The sequence below is a fragment of the Vibrio sp. SSH13-20 genome (genome assembly GCF_040104475.1).
Taxonomy (GTDB): Bacteria; Pseudomonadota; Gammaproteobacteria; order Enterobacterales; family Vibrionaceae; genus Vibrio; species Vibrio harveyi.
On sequence record NZ_JBECOU010000020.1, the window covers coordinates 1 to 19006 of the forward strand.

General features: G+C 40.5%; 23 protein-coding genes and 4 pseudogenes. 24 read left to right on the top strand and 3 right to left on the bottom strand.

The window, feature by feature from the left end:
- Window positions 1-158 precede the first annotated feature (158 nt).
- From ABMY42_RS25635 to ABMY42_RS25685, 11 genes and pseudogenes are all read left to right on the top strand, one after another.
- Window positions 159-818: a hypothetical protein gene (locus ABMY42_RS25635; protein ID WP_349266930.1), complete on the top strand. Its 660-nt coding sequence runs from the start codon at window positions 159-161 to the stop codon at window positions 816-818.
- 151 nt (window positions 819-969) lie between these two features.
- Window positions 970-1551, top strand: coding sequence for a DJ-1/PfpI family protein (locus ABMY42_RS25640; protein WP_349266931.1), 582 nt, complete (start codon window positions 970-972; stop codon window positions 1549-1551).
- Between the two features lie 164 nt (window positions 1552-1715).
- Window positions 1716-2498, top strand: a complete 783-nt coding sequence (locus tag ABMY42_RS25645; RefSeq protein ID WP_349266932.1) for an SAM-dependent methyltransferase — start codon at window positions 1716-1718, stop codon at window positions 2496-2498.
- Between the two features lie 3 nt (window positions 2499-2501).
- Complete coding sequence (locus ABMY42_RS25650; RefSeq protein ID WP_080993085.1) at window positions 2502-2624, top strand: DUF3265 domain-containing protein; 123 nt, start codon at window positions 2502-2504, stop codon at window positions 2622-2624.
- 649 nt (window positions 2625-3273) lie between these two features.
- Window positions 3274-3891, top strand: a complete 618-nt coding sequence (locus ABMY42_RS25655; RefSeq protein WP_334423456.1) for a LysE family translocator — start codon at window positions 3274-3276, stop codon at window positions 3889-3891.
- 712 nt (window positions 3892-4603) lie between these two features.
- On the top strand, window positions 4604-5965 hold the full coding sequence (locus ABMY42_RS25660; protein WP_349266933.1) for a hypothetical protein: 1362 nt from the start codon (window positions 4604-4606) through the stop codon (window positions 5963-5965).
- 747 nt (window positions 5966-6712) lie between these two features.
- A complete protein-coding gene (locus tag ABMY42_RS25665) occupies window positions 6713-6883 on the top strand; it encodes a hypothetical protein (RefSeq protein ID WP_349266934.1) in 171 nt (56 codons plus the stop codon).
- Between the two features lie 5 nt (window positions 6884-6888).
- Window positions 6889-7116: a hypothetical protein gene (locus tag ABMY42_RS25670; RefSeq protein ID WP_208446526.1), complete on the top strand. Its 228-nt coding sequence runs from the start codon at window positions 6889-6891 to the stop codon at window positions 7114-7116.
- Window positions 7117-7321: 205 nt separating this feature from the next.
- Window positions 7322-7786 carry a hypothetical protein gene (locus tag ABMY42_RS25675; RefSeq protein WP_349266935.1) on the top strand — a complete coding sequence of 155 codons (465 nt, stop codon included), beginning with the start codon at window positions 7322-7324 and terminating at the stop codon, window positions 7784-7786.
- A pseudogene (locus tag ABMY42_RS25680) lies at window positions 7749-7893 on the top strand (DUF3265 domain-containing protein). Before ABMY42_RS25675 ends, ABMY42_RS25680 begins: the two are co-directional and overlap by 38 nt.
- A 29-nt stretch (window positions 7894-7922) precedes the next feature.
- Window positions 7923-8867: a D-2-hydroxyacid dehydrogenase family protein gene (locus ABMY42_RS25685; RefSeq protein ID WP_349266936.1), complete on the top strand. Its 945-nt coding sequence runs from the start codon at window positions 7923-7925 to the stop codon at window positions 8865-8867.
- Window positions 8868-8919: 52 nt separating this feature from the next.
- Here ABMY42_RS25685 and ABMY42_RS25690 read toward each other — a convergent pair whose 3' ends face one another.
- Entirely contained in the window at window positions 8920-9891 is a 972-nt protein-coding gene (locus ABMY42_RS25690) for an IS30 family transposase (RefSeq protein ID WP_349266937.1), read from the bottom strand.
- A 66-nt stretch (window positions 9892-9957) separates the two neighbouring features.
- Here ABMY42_RS25690 and ABMY42_RS25695 point away from each other — a divergent pair.
- Both ABMY42_RS25695 and ABMY42_RS25700 read left to right on the top strand, forming a co-directional pair.
- Window positions 9958-10099, top strand: a pseudogene (locus ABMY42_RS25695) (DUF3265 domain-containing protein).
- 26 nt (window positions 10100-10125) lie between these two features.
- Window positions 10126-10674, top strand: a complete 549-nt coding sequence (locus ABMY42_RS25700) for a hypothetical protein (protein ID WP_349266938.1) — start codon at window positions 10126-10128, stop codon at window positions 10672-10674.
- Between the two features lie 191 nt (window positions 10675-10865).
- Here ABMY42_RS25700 and ABMY42_RS25705 read toward each other — a convergent pair whose 3' ends face one another.
- Both ABMY42_RS25705 and ABMY42_RS25710 read right to left on the bottom strand, forming a co-directional pair.
- Window positions 10866-11375, bottom strand: a complete 510-nt coding sequence (locus tag ABMY42_RS25705; protein ID WP_053053932.1) for a hypothetical protein — start codon at window positions 11373-11375, stop codon at window positions 10866-10868.
- The gene (locus ABMY42_RS25710; RefSeq protein WP_349266939.1) at window positions 11372-12535 is read right to left on the bottom strand and encodes a PAAR domain-containing protein; all 1164 of its coding nucleotides are present in this window, start codon (window positions 12533-12535) and stop codon (window positions 11372-11374) included. The genes ABMY42_RS25705 and ABMY42_RS25710 overlap by 4 nt, the downstream gene beginning before the upstream one ends.
- 245 nt (window positions 12536-12780) lie before the next feature.
- On the opposite strand from ABMY42_RS25710, the gene ABMY42_RS25715 reads away from it, so the two are divergent.
- The 11 genes and pseudogenes from ABMY42_RS25715 to ABMY42_RS25765 all read left to right on the top strand — a co-directional run bounded on the left by ABMY42_RS25715 (window position 12781) and on the right by ABMY42_RS25765 (window position 18037).
- Window positions 12781-13170 carry a DUF4345 domain-containing protein gene (locus tag ABMY42_RS25715; protein WP_349266940.1) on the top strand — a complete coding sequence of 130 codons (390 nt, stop codon included), beginning with the start codon at window positions 12781-12783 and terminating at the stop codon, window positions 13168-13170.
- Window positions 13163-13277 (top strand): annotated as a pseudogene (locus ABMY42_RS25720) (DUF3265 domain-containing protein). Before ABMY42_RS25715 ends, ABMY42_RS25720 begins: the two are co-directional and overlap by 8 nt.
- A gap of 42 nt (window positions 13278-13319) precedes the next feature.
- The gene (locus tag ABMY42_RS25725; protein WP_349266941.1) at window positions 13320-13910 is read left to right on the top strand and encodes a cold shock and DUF1294 domain-containing protein; all 591 of its coding nucleotides are present in this window, start codon (window positions 13320-13322) and stop codon (window positions 13908-13910) included.
- A gap of 157 nt (window positions 13911-14067) precedes the next feature.
- On the top strand, window positions 14068-14535 hold the full coding sequence (locus tag ABMY42_RS25730; protein ID WP_050935019.1) for a hypothetical protein: 468 nt from the start codon (window positions 14068-14070) through the stop codon (window positions 14533-14535).
- Window positions 14501-14651: pseudogene (locus tag ABMY42_RS25735) on the top strand (DUF3265 domain-containing protein). The gene ABMY42_RS25730 and the pseudogene ABMY42_RS25735 overlap by 35 nt, the downstream one beginning before the upstream one ends.
- A gap of 167 nt (window positions 14652-14818) precedes the next feature.
- Window positions 14819-15319 carry a hypothetical protein gene (locus tag ABMY42_RS25740; protein WP_349266942.1) on the top strand — a complete coding sequence of 167 codons (501 nt, stop codon included), beginning with the start codon at window positions 14819-14821 and terminating at the stop codon, window positions 15317-15319.
- Window position 15320: 1 nt separating this feature from the next.
- A complete protein-coding gene (locus tag ABMY42_RS25745; protein ID WP_005445737.1) occupies window positions 15321-15647 on the top strand; it encodes a hypothetical protein in 327 nt (108 codons plus the stop codon).
- 162 nt (window positions 15648-15809) lie between these two features.
- Window positions 15810-16268: a GNAT family N-acetyltransferase gene (locus tag ABMY42_RS25750; protein ID WP_045421985.1), complete on the top strand. Its 459-nt coding sequence runs from the start codon at window positions 15810-15812 to the stop codon at window positions 16266-16268.
- A gap of 145 nt (window positions 16269-16413) precedes the next feature.
- Window positions 16414-16797, top strand: coding sequence for a hypothetical protein (locus tag ABMY42_RS25755; protein ID WP_349266943.1), 384 nt, complete (start codon window positions 16414-16416; stop codon window positions 16795-16797).
- Window positions 16798-16954: 157 nt separating this feature from the next.
- A complete protein-coding gene (locus tag ABMY42_RS25760; RefSeq protein WP_349266944.1) occupies window positions 16955-17359 on the top strand; it encodes a GNAT family N-acetyltransferase in 405 nt (134 codons plus the stop codon).
- Window positions 17360-17506: 147 nt separating this feature from the next.
- Window positions 17507-18037 carry a hypothetical protein gene (locus ABMY42_RS25765; RefSeq protein ID WP_221069370.1) on the top strand — a complete coding sequence of 177 codons (531 nt, stop codon included), beginning with the start codon at window positions 17507-17509 and terminating at the stop codon, window positions 18035-18037.
- Window positions 18038-19006 lie beyond the last annotated feature (969 nt).

Sequence of the window (19006 nt, forward strand, 5' to 3'; positions counted from 1 at the left end):
CGCACATAACAAACTGTTCAAGAGGGATTCGCAACGCGTGGCATTTTTACTGTGCGTTGGCGTTAGTGATTAAGTTGGTATGCGGCGGCTTAGGTATTGCGTTGCTCACCCCTTAACAGGGCGTTAGTTCGCAACGTCTTCGAAAGTAGAGGTAGAAATTGAATAAACAAGCAAAAGTTATTTTGTGGTCTTTGTTTGTTGTTTTGCTAATGCCAATATTGGCTTACATATACAAGTTTGGTCTTGGGCTTTGGGATAAACCAGATGAATGGTCCGATTTAGGAGGTTATGTTGGGGGAATATACGCTCCAATACTTTCGATTGTTACGTTGGTTGTCATATCGATACAAATATTTATACAACATCAACAATATCAACATTCATTGATTCAGCATCAAGAGGAACAAATCAAAGAGTACTTAGCTGCCCTGGAACAAGCATTAGACGTTGAGGTAGGAGAAATAAGCTCGCGAGATTTTCTTGTAAGCCTATGCCGAGATGTATCTAAAGATACAATCAAGTTGATTCCAGCGGAGTTAGTTATGGATTTTAATCAATGCAATCATAGACTTTACTCAATGTGGTGTGAGGTCATGAAATGCCTCGCGGTTTTAGAGAATATCTCAAACCAGAATGTCTATAACAAGGTCGTGTTTACATCAAACAAAAATAAAGTCATAGCATACCTAAACCCTCAAACATGCAGAATGCTCGATAGGTTTCACTTTATATTTCTTTGTAAATGTGAAGAAATTAACGTCCACATCGATACTCAAGGTCTTAAGTATTACTATTCAGATCTGAGAAATGGTGGGTAGCGAACTAACAAACTGTTTAAGAGGGATTCGCAACGCGTGGCATTTTTACTGTACGTTGTTCTAAGTGATTAAGGTGGTATGCGGTGGCATCGGTATTGCGTTGCTCACCCCTTAACAGGGCGTTATGTGTTCCGAACGGAGAGAGGAAATAATGACAAAGAGAACACTGGTTTTACTCTATCCGGGGGCTATTTCCTATGAAGTAATGTACGCGATAGAGTGTTTAGGAGCGTATGGGAGAGTTGATATCACCACCCCAGAGAACCACAATCATACCGATTCCTCAGGTCTAAGAATTTGCCCCACTGTTAACTTTGAGGACATATGTATTACGGACTATCAAGCTCTTCTGATCCCTGGAGGAAATCCCGACTCAATAATGGGAAGCGATCCAATTGCTAGTTTCATCCAGAAAGCCTATGAATCATCACTAGTTATTGGTGGCATATGTGCGGGAGTATTAGTCTTAGCAAGAGCTGGCATCCTAAAGGGCGTTAAAATTACCCATAATTATACGGAAAAATATTCCCCAGAATCTTCGGTACTGCTCACTCGACCATATTGGGAGGGGGCTATCTATGAAGAGTCGTTGGTTCAAGTCGACAAGCGTATAGTGACAGCGATGCCCAATGGGTACGTTGATTTTGGGTTAGCGGTGGCTGAAGCCCTAGAGTTGCTAGATCGTAAGCAAAAACAGTTTATTCTGAGCTATCACAAGCAAGGTGCTCATTAAACACATAACAAATTGTTCAAGAGTGATTCGGCACGCGTGGCATTTTTACTATGCGTCAGGTTTAGTGGTTAAGGTGGTATGCGGAGGCTTCGGTATTGCGTGCCTCACACCTTAACAAGGCGTTATGCGCACCGAATAATGAAGCTTCATAGGAGGAATTATAAATGGACGATTTTTACATAGATCCAAAAGGATTGGCGGCATACTATGAAGTTCAATGGCTTGATAAACTTCGCTTAAGTGGAGTGTCTGAACAATTCGAGAGTAAATCTAAGTACGTACCTGAGTCGTTTATCTCCTCAAACCACACACAAAGCGTAGCTAAGTTTATTATTGATGCTCTGGAAGCTGAGAGTATTGATCCTATTGACGCATTAGAGGTAGGGGCAGCTTTGGGACGGAATAGCTACGAGTTAGTTACTAACATACCAAGCATTAGTTCTGTTACAGTTGTTGAGCCGTCTCACCGCTTGCTATCAAATCTCAAACAAATACTAATTGACGGTACTAAATGTGAATTTCCTTATATCAAGAGCTTGAAAGAGTTGGGGTGTTTGGACTTTGATGCTTCAACAATAGCAAAAGCGTGTGATCATGTATCATTTACTTTAATTGAAGCACCTTTCGAGCGTGGTGTGGTTAAGAAAGAGTTTGATTTAACAGTTTGCCTCAATGTACTGGATCAATGTGAATCGCCTAAAACTTTAGTAAACGCATTGATGGGTGCAACTGCTTTTAATGGAGTGTTAGTTTTATCATGTACTTATCAGTGGAACAAAAAGCATTTAAAAGAAGAAAGTGAAGCTGTTAATGATATAAACGACTACTTTGGAGAGGGTTGGGAAAAGCTATCTGAAGATGAACATGAATACAAGATAAGATTTAACGAAAGGTATTCGTTACTATTTCTTTCCCATATAGTCGCTTACAAAAAAGTTGGTGGCTAACATTTGGTACGTGCGCATAACAAACAATTTAAGAGTGATTCAGCACGCGTGGCATTTTTGGTATGCGGTGACTTCGGTGTTGAAGTGCAATGCAGCGGCTTGGTTATTGCGTGCTTCACACCTTAATTGGGCGTTAGTCGCCAGAAAAAGCTAGCAATCAAAATCATGTCTCTGAGCTTAAAATTTAGCAGTTGTTTGCTTGGTACACCGATTAATCGTCGATCATCAGAGCTTAGTTCTAACTGTTTTAAGTCCAAAGTTTTATACCTGTCCTAGCGGTTGTTTTGTTCTTTGGTGCTTACAGAGTAAGGCAATCGAGAGTCTATTTTTGGTTGCAACTCCGCTCGGTGAGTTTGTAGTTACAAAAGCCGATTTACTCGCTTAAATGACGTTTTCTCTGGTGTTGTAAATTCCACGTGGTTTCAGTGACTTCGTTGAAAGTCCGCACTGTGAGATTGGCTTTCCAAAGGCTCTTTTTGGTGTTGTCAGTCCGTTTTCTGCGGCGTTGTTTATTCCAAGTGGTTTCATTGAGTAGCCGCTTTGAGACTACGCCTGACTTAAATGCATCAAAGCACATAAAGTTTGTTGTTCGCAAAGTTAAGTTCGGCTTAAAATTGTCGCTCGGTGCCTCGCGACTAACAAACTGCTCAAGAGGGATTCGCAACGCGTGGCATTTTTACTATGCGTTGAATTTAGTGATTAAGGTGGTATGCAGCGGCTTAGGTATTGCGTTGCTCACCCCTTAGCAGGGCGTTAGTTTTATGGAGGAAATATTGTGGAAATCTGGAAGTTATTGTTCTTTATACCTGCGTGTTTTGCGCTCAATATGACTCCGGGTCCAAACAATCTATTGTCCATGAACAATGCTCGTTGTTACGGTTTCAAGTCCGCTTTTATTGCTGGGCTTGGTCGTATTGCTGCATTCGCTGTAATGATTGCCTTGGCTGCTTCTGGCTTAGCAGTCGTGCTCTATGCTTCTGAGACTCTATTTCTAACGATTAAAATTGTGGGCGCGGCTTACTTGTTGTGGATTGCCTTTAATCTTTGGCGTTCGGAAGCAAGTCCTGTTTCTGAACTAGAAAACACTCGCAACCGATTAGGTTTAGCTAAACAAGAATTTTTGCTAGCCGCTGGTAATCCAAAGGCGATCTTAATCTTTACCGCCTTTCTACCACAGTTCGTCGATGTTTCAGCGAATGTAAATGAACAGTTCTTCGCTCTAGGGGTTACGTTCCTAGTTTTAGAAATGGGGGCAATATCGATTTATGCAATATTTGGAATGTACTTAAGGCAGTGGTTTACGAAGCCGAAAATGGCAAAGCACTTCAATAGAGGTTGTGCTACTTTTTTGGCTATGTCTGGAGCAAGCTTGTTACTGAGTCGCCAGCAATAAAACTAACAAACTGTTCAAGAGGGATTCGCAACGCGTGGCATTTTCACTATGCGTTGAATTTAGTGATTAAGGTGGTATGCGGCGGCTTTTGTATTGCGTTGCTCACCCCTTAACAGGGCGTTATGTTTCTTAGTCGAGTGTAGAAAACTATATTTAATATTCAGATGCTTATTGTTGAAAAGGAGAATTCATGGATGTGTATTCGTTACTAGCATTTGCGGCTTTTCTAGTGCTCACATCTTCAATGATAGTGCTCCTTGGGAGTAGTATTTCCCTCGGATTGCAGATGAAAAGAATAGACCCGAGTAGATATAAAGCGATCTACTTTTTGTTTGTTCCTTTTTCTAGTGCGCTTCTCTTTAACTACGTAAGAAGTAGCGAAAATATCTCGAAGTATCCTAAAAGTAGCTCTTGGTTGTTTACTGTCATTCGATATTCTATGGTGTCACTCTTCATATCCTTTATATTTGTGGGGTTTTCTGCTTTTTTAGTAGCAGGTAAAAGCTAAATTTTTAGCCGGTAAAATAGTACTGCTCATTTACGGTAACGTACTGGCGGGTGGTAATAAACATAACAAATTGTTCAAGAGTGATTCGGCACGCGTGGCATTTTTACTATGCGTTGGTTTTAGTGGTTAAGGTGTTATGCGGGAGCTTCAGTATTGCGTGCCTCACACCTTAACAAGGCGTTATATTCAACAATATGGAAAATAATGAAAGATGTAACTAAAGAGCTACTTAACTGTTTGATTCATGAGGTGAGTAGCTCATCAAGAGAAGCCAAGCTAACGGCATATACAGTGGCAGTAGAGTTACTGTTTAGAAATCAACAGTTGTTTGATTATGAACCTGAATTAGCCTCTAGAAGTTTTCCCCTTGAGGGCTCTAAAGAGCATATAACATATTTCAGTAAAAAGTGCTTATTAATCATTGATAAACTTGAAGGAGCTGCTTGTGGAGGTGCTCGGTATATATACAGATCTAAAGGTTCCAGAGTTTATTTATTTGAAGATGGTCAGGTACAAACTGTTACACCTTACTCAACTATAAATGATGAGGGGTTCCATTTACATAACTGTCCTTGGTTTGAAGGTTTGGGTGGCGTTCCTAAAACAATAGAAGCCGTAGAGGAGGTTGTTGAATACTTAAATGACCCAGGAGAAAGGACTGAAAGAGTTGTATCGGAAGTAATGATAAATATTCTGTGTAATATAAAGGAGCGTTATAATAGATCATACTGTCTAGAGTATATTATGACACCTCCTGATGTAGATCATTTGTCTGAATTCTCAAAAAATTTAAGAGAGGAATTATGGGACGTAATTTTCTCTTCTGATGAGTGGGTAGAAGAACAGAAAAACTTGTGCATAGACTATTTGTTGAAAAATGAAATACACCCATTGCCATATCAACTAATTTCTTACATAGGAAAAATATCAAAAGCTTCTTCGGATAAAGTTCAATTCGAACTTATGTTGAAGAAGTTAGAGGACAGGTTATGTAAAAAAATAGATGAGACGGCGAATGTAAATGATTTAATTGAATATTTTGAAAAAAGACATAACGAATTTTTATCTTCTGCAGGCATAAATACAATTGATGGTGTAAAAAAGGTTGTAAATGAAATTTTAATTCAATTTAAAGACTTAGTTGAGAATAAAGGTTTGTGGAAGCAGTTTTGGGTTGATAAATCAAAACCAAAAAATGAAAGTTCTGCACAAGAGATTTTCACCGCTGTGGCGCACAGTTTTTGTAAAGCAAATAATATTGATATATCTCCAGAAGCAGATTTTGGAAATGGTCCAGTTGACTTCAAGTTTTCGAGCGGGTTTCATTCAAAAGTTTTAGTTGAAGTTAAGTTATCAACTAATTCAAAACTTGTACATGGTTATGAAAAACAGCTAGAGGTATATAAAAAAGCAGAAGGTACTGAGTGTGGGGTATTATTAATAATTGATGTTGGTGGGATTGGAAGGAAATATGAAAAAGTAACTCAACTAAAGGAAAAATGCTTTCTATCTGATATATGGTATGTTGATGCAAATCGTAAGCTATCAGCAAGCAAAAGAATATAACAAACTGTTTAAGAGTGATTTGCAACGCGCGGCATTTTTACTATGCGTTGGTTTTAGTGGTTAAGGTAGTATGCAGCAGCATCGGTATTGCGTTGCTCACACCTTAACAGGGCGTTAGTTTGCAAGAGGAAAAACGCAGCTATATCGCAAGATCTAGTGGTAAAAGCTCAAAGTTGAAATTGTCGTATCGGCGTTCAATTTTAGTGTTAACTTGCGTGATGTAAACTCAAAATTGGTATCGTTTCAACGGTTGATTTGTTCTTTGGTGCGGCGACTTTTGGGTTAACTGAGTTGAACTTTTTTGCTGCAACTCTGCTCGTTGAGTTTGTTGGTATAAAAGCCCGATCTATTCGCTGAAATGACGCTTTCTTTGGTGTGGCAAGTTCCACGTGGTTTCAGTGACTTTGTTGAAAGTCCGCATTGTGAGATTGGTTTTCCAAAAGCGCTTTTTGGTGTTGTGAGCTCGTTTTTTGCGGCGTTGTTTGTTCCAAGTGGTTTCATTGAGTAGCCGCTTTGAGACTACGCCTGACTTAAGTGCATCAAAGCACATAAAGGTTATTGTTTGCAAAGTTTAAAATAACGTAAAATCAATGCTTTGGGTTTGCAAACTAACAAACTGCTCAAGAGGGATTCGCAACGCGTGGCATTTTTACTATGCGTTGAATTTAGTGATTAAGGTGGTTTGCGGCGGCTTCGGTATTGCGTTGCTCACCCCTTAGCAGGGCGTTATGTGCTAAGGAGATAAAAATGAAAGTTTTATCAATTATTGAGTCTGTTCTTCAAGCTAGAGCCAAGCGTAAAGAAGAAGCTAGAGCTGGTAGAATAAAAGATGACTTTGTGGAAGATGAGTTTCAAGAAACTTTACAAGCAGCTAAAAAAAGCGAGCCCAAAACATATGAAAAGTACAAGGATAAGTAAATAAAATGACATTGAACGAACTAGGTTCAATCCTAGAAGAAATGTATCAAAATGCTCCCGAAAATGAATCTGTCGCAATGATTCACCTGTTCGCTATCAAGTATGCAGAGCAGATAAAAAATTTAAATACCTCTTGTAAGTCAGTTGCAAAGGCTGCTGGTATTAATGAATCCTATGGGACAGAAATCAGCAAAGGCATTAAGCTGTCAAAGTACGTCAGAGTCATAACGTAAAAACGCACATAACAAACTGTTTAAGAGTGATTCGCAACGCGTGGCATTTTCACTATGCGTTGGTTTTAGCGTTTAAGGTGGTATGCGGTAGCATCGGTATTACGTTGCTCACACCTTAACAGGGCGTTATATGCCAATTCACTTGGAGTATTCTGATTTACTCAACTAGACTTAATTAGTCTAATTTAGTTTTTTTGGAGTCGTTATGTTAGAGCAACTTAAATCAGAACTCGAGGATATTGCCTTTATGCTCGGCGAAGATGCGCACAGAAAAGAAATACACTCTAAAGTGATCAAATGTTTACTGCTGGTTGAGAGGATTAACGCAAATAGCACAAATGAGGTGAGTGACGTTGATGAGATAAATAAAGTATCTCGTCGATTGCGTATGTGGGCAAAGCCAGAAAGGCAGGCACAGTATAACTCTCAAATTCTAAATGCGTTCCTTGCATTATCTAGCTCTGGAGTTACAGAAGTAACTGAACAACACCTCAGCGATAAGCTAGGAAATCCTGAATGGTTTAGCTCTAACTATGTTCAAATGAAAGCTAAGTCAGATAAGAACCATGGTAAGGTTTTCGATACTTCATCGGGCTACATCAGAATTTGGGAACCTATCCGCTCTGCTGTCGATGAGTATGGTCGCAAAGTCTTCAACACAGGCATATAACAAACTGTTTAAGAGTGATTCGCAACGCGTGGCATTTTTACTATGCGTTGGTTTTAGTGTTTAAGGTGGTATGCGGTGGTATCGGTATTGCGTTGCTCACACCTTAACAGGGCGTTATAACAACAAGGAGAGTTCCGTGAAAATAACAGTTTTAGATGACTACCAGGATGTGGTTAGAACGTTAGATTGTTTCGAATTACTATCACATCACGATGTGTCCATCTTAAACGAAACACTTCCTGAAACGGAGTTGGTAGTTAAGCTAAAAGACACCGAGGTTCTTGTTTTAATCCGAGAACGGACAGTGATTACAGAGTCACTGCTTGCACAGTTACCTAACCTTAAAGTTATCAGTCAAACAGGTAAAGTCAGCAATCATATTGATGTCCACCTATGCGAAAAGTATGGAGTAAAGGTGTTGGAGGGGCGTGGCTCTCCTGTTGCTCCTTCGGAATTAGCTTGGGCGCTGATTATGGCGGCAAGTCGCCACGTACCAACTTATTCAGCTAATCTCCAAAATGATAAATGGCAAAACTCTGGAGTGCTTGGTTTAGGTCGCACTCTAAAGGGCTTGAAGCTTGGTATTTGGGGTTACGGAAAAATTGGACAACGAATTGCCCAATATGCAAAAGCATTTGAAATGTCAGTTGTTGTTTGGGGTAGTGAGGGATCTAGAAATCTTGCGCTTGAACATGGCTTTGAAGCAGTCGCTTCAAAGGAAGCATTTTTCTCTTGTTCGGATATTGTGTCACTTCACTTACGTCTGAATGAAATAACTCGGGCGTGCGTAACAGCTCAGGACTTGAGCTTAATGAAGCCCGACTCTTTATTTGTAAACATTAGTCGCTCAGAGCTTGTAGAAAACTCTGCGCTATACAACGAACTGGCGGAGGTCCCAACTAAGCAAGCTGCCGTTGATGTATTTGACAATGAACCAGCATCGCTTGATAACGAGCCTTTATTGTCATTACCAAACGTTACGGCTACCCCACATTTAGGGTATGTAGAGCAAAACAGCTATGAGCTTTACTTCAAAATAGCATTCGAGAATATTTTAGCTTTCGAGCAGGGTAAGGCATAAACATCGGCATCGAAGAAATCGTTGTCTTAGTATCAAGTTTGAAGTGCGACACTTAGAGTAGCTGATCATAAATATACTCCGTTGGTGTCTTGTAACCAAGCCTTTGGCGTGGTCTGTTATTCAGTTTATACGCTATCTGGCTGCACAGTCTTTGTGTCACATGAGCCATTGAGGTTTTCTTAGGTAAATATTGGCGTATGAGTCCATTTGTATTCTCATTGGTCCCTCGCTCCCAAGAGTGGTAGGGCGTTGCGAAGTAAAACAAACATTTATGCTTGTTTTCTATCTCCTGATATTGATTGAATTCTGTACCATTATCAGCAGTGATAGTTCTAAATGGTAAGTTTGAACGCGTAACGATCTCTGTCATTCTCGCGTTGAGTGATGCAGTTGTTCGGTCATCTAGCTGTCCGATATAGGTGTAGCCAGTCATTCTGTCAACGAGAGTAACAATGCAGTGCTTAGTTCCACGACCGATCACGGTATCTATTTCCCAATGTCCAGGTTCTAGGCGTAACTCAGCTTGTTTTGGTCGCTCTGTTATGTGCCTTTTAGCGGCAATTCTCCCCCTGCTATCTTTGGCGTTGTAGCGCTTACGTCTCTGTTTTGGTGATTGACGTAAATGTTTCCAGAGCATGCCTCCGTTGGCTTTATCGGTCCAAATATGCTGGTAAATAAGCTCATGGCTCATCACTGGATAGCCATGCAAACGGCAAAATCCAACGATTTGGTCAGGACTCCAATCGAGCATTATAAGCGCGTCAATAATTTTGAAATCGTGCTTGGTATAGCGCTTGTTACGCCGTGACTGGCTCAACCTGTTTCTAGCTCTTTGTTGCGCTCTAGCAGGCTGATAGGAAGGGTGAGGGCGATAGGCGTTGTATCGAGAGTTGCGTTTAAATTCTCGGTAGATAGTGCTCTTGTGACGCCCTAGCTCTTTAGCGATGTTGACGACACTAATGCCTTGCTTTCTAAGTGCGGACATCATATACCTTTCATTCTCAGTGAGGTGTGTGTAATTCATGGTTTTTCACTTCTTGGCGGGAGTAAAACTTATGAATAGCACATCTCACTGTTTTAAATTTCAGGGGTGTCGCACTTCGTACTTGAATCCAAGGCTTATAACAAACTGTTCAAGAGGGATTCGCAACGCGTGGCATTTTCACTATGCGTTGGTTTTAGTGTTTAAGGTGGTATGCGGGAGCTTCGGCATTGCGTTGCTCACCCCTTAACAGAGCGTTATGCGCCAGGAGGAAATATGCAGAATCCCGGAGAGGAATTAGTCGGCGAGTATTTGAAGTCAATACTTGGCTGTGACTTCGTAGAATACAATCTTTATACTCCAGATGTTCAAGGCGAAATAGACGTTGTAGGTATAAATGCCAAAAATAAAAAAGTTTATGTGTGCGAGGTGGCTACCCACCTAATCACAGGTTTGCAATACGTCAAAAACAAGCAACCTGATAATGTCTCTAGGTTCTGTAGAAAATTCAGAAAAAACATTGAATACGTAAACAAGTACTTTTCTGGTTATGAGGCTAAGTTCATGCTTTGGTCGCCTGTAGTTAAAAACCAGTCAGAGAATGCTAAGCATAATCAACTTCGAGACATTAAAAACATTCAAGCGCAGATGTTATCTGAGTATGGCGTTGAAATTGAGGCTGTTATTAATCAGAAATATGCGGATTGTCTGTCTGAGTTGAGATGCTATGCTCGCCGAGAAACAAAAGAATTGAAATCACCAATCATGCGCTTAATGCAAATTGAAGAGCATCTGGAAAAACACATAGCACGGCTCAACCGTTAAAAAGCGCATAACAAAGCGTTTAAGACAGATTCCCAACGCATGGCATTTTTCATTCTATCGTTGGGTTTTGTGTTTACGGTGGTATGGTTTGGCTCTGTGGTGGCGTTGCTCACTACTTAACGCGGCGTTAGGTGATTCATCAAAACTTAGCCTTCGAACCTAAGTGTTTGTGGCTCGAAGGCAATTTGAAGCTATAGCTGACCTAGGTCGATTCTTTTTGCAATTTCCTTCATAGTGTCAATCATGCCATGTTCAAATAAGAGTGAATCTGTAAAGGTGTATGATTTGCAAACTCTTCTCCCCTCAGGGAATCTATCTAACGTTACAAAAGCATACCCACCACCGCCTTCGCCATCAGCATTGAAAGCACGCCCAAGTTTTAATCGTTCACCATCCACAAGTCCTTCATCGTTAAATTTTCCCTTGGGTAAGCCGCCTTGGGCTTCGGTTTTGAAAAACTTACCTTCTAGTGTGTCTAGGAACCATCGTAAACCGCGCTTGGGGAATTCGATTTGGTAATGCAGCCATTTGCTTTTTCCAGTTCGTTTGTTTGTGAAATATTGTGCATCCGCGAGGATGATGTGATCATCAATCAAGAGAAAATAGAATGTATTGCCAATATCTGTCGCGTCAGGCAAAGTCGCAACTAGGTTCGGATGCTTAGCGACAGTCAGTGGGTCTATTTCTTTAAATTTCTTCATTTGTTTTCTCCTTTCCCTATATTAATTCGCTTTATGGCTCCCGCTTTTTCTAACGTACCCAGTGTTTGCGGGTTTTTATCCCACGTAAAGGTTTCTGGAGGACCGTATTCCACGTCATCATCAATGTCACCATACGGTGTTGTTCCATATGTCACGTTAATGTCTTTGGTGACACCGTTACCAAGGAAATGTTCGTTTGCACCTAAACGTTGCTCAATTTGGTGTCGGATATCGAGAGTGTCAGTTTGGTTTGGAGTAAAGCCAAGTTCTTGGCAGTATTCGCTAAACTGTTTCTGTTTCTTAATATCAATGCCTTCTTCTTCAGCCGATATTTTGACTTGTTCATAATATCGACTGAACTCAGGTGTCATACATGGTGCAATCAAATCGAGGCTGCCCTCAAACTCACTGGATAATTCAGATTCAGTAAACCCACTCATTCTCTCGTAGGTGGGGATAAAGCTATACATATCGCCGATTTTATCGGCTTTTTGGTGGTCAATGAGCAATATGGTGTATTCACAATCAGGCTTATATTCAATCCCTACAGCATTGCAGATGGCTTCAGGGTCTGTGTCTCCATGCTCAGCTTGAGTAAATGTGGTTGTCCAGTATTTTAGTTTGGTCACTCCCTCGGGTTTGTAACCAATATAGCCATCATCTTTGTTATACTCAGACTCGATAATACGAAATAGCAGCGGCTCATCTAATCCTTTCTCAACAATTTCTTTCTTATCCGTAGTCGAGTAGGCAGAGCCAGGTAAAGCAGCGCCGCCTTCGCGGGCGGCGTTAACGTAAGGTTTGGCTTCAGCTAATCGTTGTATCGCTTCATCGTAGGTTTTTGGTGCTGGTTGTTTATCAGCACGATATTTGTCGCCAATCAGTACCGTACTATTACCAATTACAATTTTACCACCGTGACCGGTTGAATCACCCATGCGAGCAGCTGGCTTTCCATTGATAAAAACAGACCCAGAACCCTGATTTATGGAATCAGGCGGACCAACACAAACAAGGCGGTCACCTTTTCTTGCAGCAGGTAAGCCTCCTATTTTCACATTTGGCGAGCCGACGGCAACCGGTCCACCGACGTGAGGTACTTTCGAAGTGACTTTGGGACACACATGCATTGACGTGACCGTGGCGGCGGGTTTTCCCATTGGTAGTTCCTTTATCTATTGGTGTGGTTGCATATTGTAGGTTTAACGGTCAAAAAGTTTATTGCCTTGGTGTGGTATTTGGAGTCAAATCACCTAACAAAGCGTTTAAGACGGATTCGCAACGCTCGGCATTTTTGGTTTGCTTCAACTTTAGTGTTTACGGCACAATGGTTTAGGTTCGGTGGTCTGCGTTGCTCACCACTTAACGCGGCGTTAGGCATCTTTTCGAACCTAAGGGAGTAGGTATGTCGAAATTATTAGTTTACTTAACTGCGCTATTCTTTTTGCTCTACGGAGCTCTCTTTGCTGTGTTCCCTGTAGACATGGCAAACTTAATTACAGGCTCAAGCCCCAATTCTGCCTCAGCAACTATTGATTTTAGGGCTACGTATGGTGGTGCCCAGTTTGCAATCGGTCTTGCTTTGATACTCGTCCTCAAGATTAATCAAAATGTCACTTTGGCTTTAATCATTGTAGCTATTACATTGTTATCTATGGCGTTTGGTCGTCTAATTGGTGTCTTGTTTGACGGTCAACCGAATACACTAATGTATGTTTATTTAGTTGCTGAGTTAGTTTTTGGGCTGTTGGCTCTATACCTGAGAAAGTCAGTGGCACTGGTAACCAATGCCTAACAAACTGTTCAAGAGGGATTCGCAACGCGTGGCATTTTCACTATGCGTTGGTTTTAGTGTTTAAGGTGGTATGCGGCGGCTTCGGTATTGCGTTGCTCACCCCTTAACAGGGCGTTAGCCCACAAGAGAGAAATAAAAAGTAGAGTTCGATGATCAAAGGTAAAGTTGTAGAGTGGAATGACTCAAAAGGTTATGGATTCATTTCGGCATTAAATGGTGAATTAAGAGTTTTTCTCCATATATCAACGGTTCAGAGTAAAGGTCGACGTCCTAAGGTCGATGATGAAGTTAAATTTGAAGTTAACGAAGACAAAAAAGGGCGTTACAACGCCACTAATGTAACAATTCTAGGTTCCGGCTCGGTACCTTCAACAATCATGTTTAGCATCGTTTACTTAGTTTTAGCGAGTACAGCTGTGTTCATATTAGGTGGTGAGAAGCTGTTCATTGCAGCTTATATCCTGATGTCCATTGTAACCTACGTAATGTACGCAATAGATAAAAATGCCGCTCAAAACGGCAAATGGCGGACACCAGAAAATACGCTTCATCTTTTATCGTTACTCGGTGGTTGGATGGGGGCATTATGTGCTCAAAATCAACTTCGTCATAAGTCGAAAAAACAGCCATTTAAATCGATTTTGTGGCTGACGATATTCGTAAATATTGGAGCATTTGTTTGGACATTCACTCCATCAGGTTCGGTGTTCGTTCAGAACTGTATTAGCAATTGGTTCTAGCACTAGCTGTGAGATGTGGGCTAACAAACTGTTCAAGAGTGATTCGCAACGCGTGGCATTTTTACTATGCGTTGCGTTTAGTGTTTAAGGTGGTATGCGGGAGCTTCTGTATTGCGTTGCTCACACCTTAACAGGGCGTTAGAAAAATGGAGAAATCATGCGGAAGATTGTAGTTACAGAGATTTTATTATCATTCTTACTTGGATCTGTACCGATTTTGCTGGTTAGTAATCAACCGGGATTTTCAGCGACAAAAAGCCTTGCGAGTTTGAATCCAGGTGACGTCGTAGTTTACTACTTTTTCTATTTGCTCTGTATTCATATCTTTGTGTGGTTTGTGAATAGGCAAGTTTTAAAAAACAACCATACTATTTCAGTTTTTTTTCATGAGCTTCATGGGTTTACGCATAAGCTAGGATTTGCAATTCACGGTATTTATAGAGTATTGGCAGGTGCAGTGCCAACGGCAATGTGGTTTGAGCTTGATAGACTTGGGCTAGTTCAAGGCTGGCAGGCAATAACGGTATTTAGTATGGCATTAGCAATATCTAGTTTGATAGCCAGTGTAGTGTTAGCTAAAGCCACAGAATATACGGCTCCAAGAGTACCATTATTTCGCAAATAATTTTTCTAACAAGCTGTTTAAGAGTGATTCGCAACGCATGGCATTTTTACTATGCGTTGGTTTTAGTGTTTAAGGTGGTATGCAGCGGCTTTTGTATTGCGTTGCTCACACCTTAACAGGGCGTTAATTCACAATGCGTAGTGCAAATGTTGTTGAAATATGCTTGTTGTCAGTTTCATTTACATTGTATGTGAATCGCACAGTTTCATCCTCGAATGTGAAAATGTCGACAGATATGCATTGGCAATGCAAGAATGGCTTTCATTTAATTTGAGTCCTTGAGATGAAACCACTAATAATTCTCCTGCTAATTTTCACATCAAATATGTGTTATGCGAAATTAGAACAGTTGCATTTATCTAATAAGGTTGTAGTAGATATATCAATACCAGAAAAGTTATCACATTCAGACAATATGCTTATCCTGAAATATGATGATTGGTACTTCTCTCATGAGATAATAAATCCCAAGGAGTTTTACACAACGATTGATTTAACTGACATTCAACATGAATTTTTAAAGTCAGTCTTTTATCCAAATCTACGGACAAGTTTACCTAATTGGTTAGGTGAACTTGCAAATGAGCAAGCAATGTCATTTGGTCTGTCAAAAACTAATGTAATTAATCGGAAGTATGGCGACGTAGAGGTGTTGGGTGGTTATGACGATGCGTCAAAGCAGGGTAACATTTTTGTTTTTGAAAAGTATCAAATTCATCATCTCAGTATTGGAGGAGAGGGTGAATATTACATTGAACTGCTAAATGCAATTAAAAGGAAGTGATATGTCTTTATCAATAGAAGAAAAGCAAGATCTAAAGTCGTTTCTTGTCAATGTATATGGTCCACAAGCTAGGAACTGGGCGATAAATGATGAAATGTTTAATCTTACATATAAAATGTTATCAGAGTCGGGAAAATGCTCTGACCTCATGGACTTAGTTCCTAGACCAATATCTGTTGGAGAGAACCCCGCAAAATGGTTGAGCAAACAAGTACGTTCAATGATCCTTAGAAAGTTGAAAGGTCGAAAAGGGCATTATGCTGTTTGTGTTAAAACGTCAGCAATAAAAATGAAAACGAACTTCTTAATGATCGACGCAGGGTTATAACTCCCCCAAAATTGTGAGTTAACAAGGCATTTAAGAGTGATTCCCAACGCTTGGTATTTTTCATACCATCGTTGGGTTTTGTGTTTACGGTGGTATGGTTAGGTTTCGTGGTAGCGTTGCTCACACCTTAATGCGGCGTTATGTGCTTTGGTGGAAATGGATATGGAAATCACAATCAGGCGTATCGAAACAGAAAGCATTGAGGACAAAGGTATATTCGAGACTTTGTTTATAGAGTACCTATCTGGATTCTCAGTTGAGCTAGATCTCTCAGTAATTGCTCAGTTATTTGCATTGCCTTATTTCCACGGATTTATCAGTTTTGTCGACAATAAGCCTGCTGGTTTTGCGGTTTGCTTTGAATCGTTCTCAACTTATCGTGCGCAAGGAGTGATGAATATTCATGACTTTATGGTGTTGGACAACTTTCGTGGTAAAGGTGTTGGCAAGGCACAACTGAATGGTATCGAACAGTATTGTCGTGATAATGATTACCTCAAAATCACATTAGAGGTCGGTGATGATAATGTTGCAGCTAAAAAGCTCTACAGCTCATTGGACTACGAAGATTACAGAGTAGTTTTGAAAGGGCAGCAACATTGGCAAAAGTACCTCAATTAGCACGCACATAACAAACTGTTCAAGAGGGATTCGCAACGCGTGGCATTTTTACTATGCGTTGGTTTAAGTGTTTAGGGTGGTATGCGGTGGCTTCAGTATTGCGTTACTCACCCCTTAACAGAGCGTTATGTTCTTCGAGGAAAAAATGAAAATATCACCTTCAGAAGTATTGCCAGCATTCGTTGATATATATCCAGATTGTCGTGCGCACTTCATAAAAGAAGCTGACTATTGGATAGACGAAAAAAGTGCAATTTCAGTTCACTCGTTATTCTCAACCTTTAGCTTACTTGTCGTCGAAAGGTTCTTATTAGGTGAGTATGAGAAAAGCGAGGATTTATTTGGTTTTATAGATCTTGCAATTAAATTGGGGGATAAAAAGGTTTCGAATGCTGCGTGCACATGTTTTGTGGAAAATCTTATAAACATTGCATCTGCAAAAACTGACTTTGAATTATCTCACTTCCGGAGTCTGCTCGGACCTTTAGCGACAGAGTTCGCAGATAACTATATGGCTGATAGTTTCTAGTGCTTAGTGAGTACGAACATAACAAACTGTTCAAGAGGGATTCGCAACGCGTGACATTTTCATTATGCGTTGGTTTTAGTGTTTGAGGTGGTATGCGGCGGCTTTGGTATTGCGTTGCTCACCCCTTAACAGGGCGTTAGCCATACAAGGAATAACTATGAAAATTAGCGACATTGAGGAAATCCGCTCACATCTTAGAAAATACAATAATGAGCACCTTGAAGGCGTAGTTGAGCAACCAGTAGCAATCTATGTTTACAACGATGAACAAGACAAAATAGCAGGTATTACCGCAGAAATTTGGGGTAATTGGCTCCATGTTAAGTTGTTGTGGGTCGCAGAGTCGTTGCGTGGAAGCAACATTGGAACACATCTACTCAAGCAACTTGAAGAACATGCCGCGTCACAAGGTTGCCAATATGCACAGGTCGAGACATTCAGCTTTCAAGCTCGTCCATTTTATGAAAAGAATGGCTATTCGTGCCAAATGACGTTAGAAAACTACCCAGTATCTACAGCTGTACATTACTTGGTCAAAAAATTGCGGCGAGAGTATGGCTAACAAAGCGTTCAAGACGGATTCACAACGCTTGGCATTTTCGGTTTGCTTTGAATTTAGTGTTTACGGCACAATGATTTAGGTTTGGTGGTTGTCGTTGTTCACCACTTAACGCGGCGTTATGTGCCACCAGAATTTTGAGGCAATAAATTGAAGTATAAAGACTTGTCGAAAATTGCACTAGATCCATATAGCACTGATAAGAGTATCGATTTACTCAAGCTGTATGGGGTTAGTGCGCCTGATTCTGTGATTGAGCAGTTTTATATTGATCATAATGCCAACAGTCGCTTTTTAGCTCTCTACGGTGATCTATCACTTCTTGATCTAAAGTGGGAGCTAGTTGATTTTGATACGACGAAGTTTTTGCAGATAGGTAGCAATGCTTCATTTCCTGATTTCCTTGAGGAGGTATCTGAAGATGCATCGCATTTCAACGACGTTGGAGAGGCAGTGATTGATTGCCGAGAGGAAGTACTCAATCATTGGAAAAAGCATGGCACTTGGTTAACTCCACCGATATTTCTAGATGCAAATGTTCTTGGTGGTAAATCTGGCATACCTCATTTAGTTGAGGGGCATTCAAGGGTTGGGTGCCTGCTTGGTATTCAAAAATATAAAATCATTCCTTTGGCTGACAGGCACAAAGTGTATTGGGGCTCTATTCGCAAAGGCACATAACAAATTGTTCAAGAGTGATTCGGCACGCGTGGCATTTTTACCATGCGTCAAGTTTAGTGGTTAAGGTGGTATGCGGAGGCTTCGGCATTGCGTGCCTCACACCTTAACAGGGCGTTATGATTTTTGAGGATTAAAATGGGTACAGTAAATGACTATCTTGATGATGCTAAAACGATAAAAAGTGGACTAAAGGTTGTATTGACTTGGGCTAAGGCGGAGCGACGGAGGCGAATATTTATTTCATGATCGCCCTAGGAGTTGTATCTGGATATAACTATTTCACTAGTTCGAAATTGGCAGAAGCGTACGCTCAAGAAGAACTATATGGAAAGCAAGTAAGTCTGACTGTTGACAAAAATGTTCTCAACTCAGCTATTAACATCGTTAGTAATTGTATTGACGCACGGGACAAAAATTACCTCTTGAAAAATGGTACTGTGATTTTGCTACTACCAAATATAATAGTTTTAAAGACCTTTCAACGTTAGATGAAGAAGCTCAAAAATTGATTGAAACGTCTAAAGCGTATGAGTTAATGCTTCTTGATCTTAAAGGTCAGTTGCAAGACGTTGATTATAAATACCTGATTGCGAATAAGCCTGATAACCTCGCAATGAAAACACTGAAGATTCTCGTTAGTGATATTTTTTTATTGCTGCTATTAATAAGTAGTATAGGCGTGATTTTGTTTTTATATTGGTACTTGAATCAACCTGACGAACAATCATAACAAAGCATTTAAGAGTGATTCCCAACGCTTGGCATTTTTCGTTTCATCGTTGGGTTTTGTGTTTACGGTGGTACGGTTGTGTTTCGTGGTAGCGTTGCTCACACCTTAATGCGGCGTTATATGCCTAAGAGGAAATGATGGCGGACATAGCATCAATTAATGCTCTTTTGGGGAGTATTAAAGCAGCTTCAGATATCGCGAAGCTCATTAAAGACTCAGGTTCAACCCTTGAGCAAGCG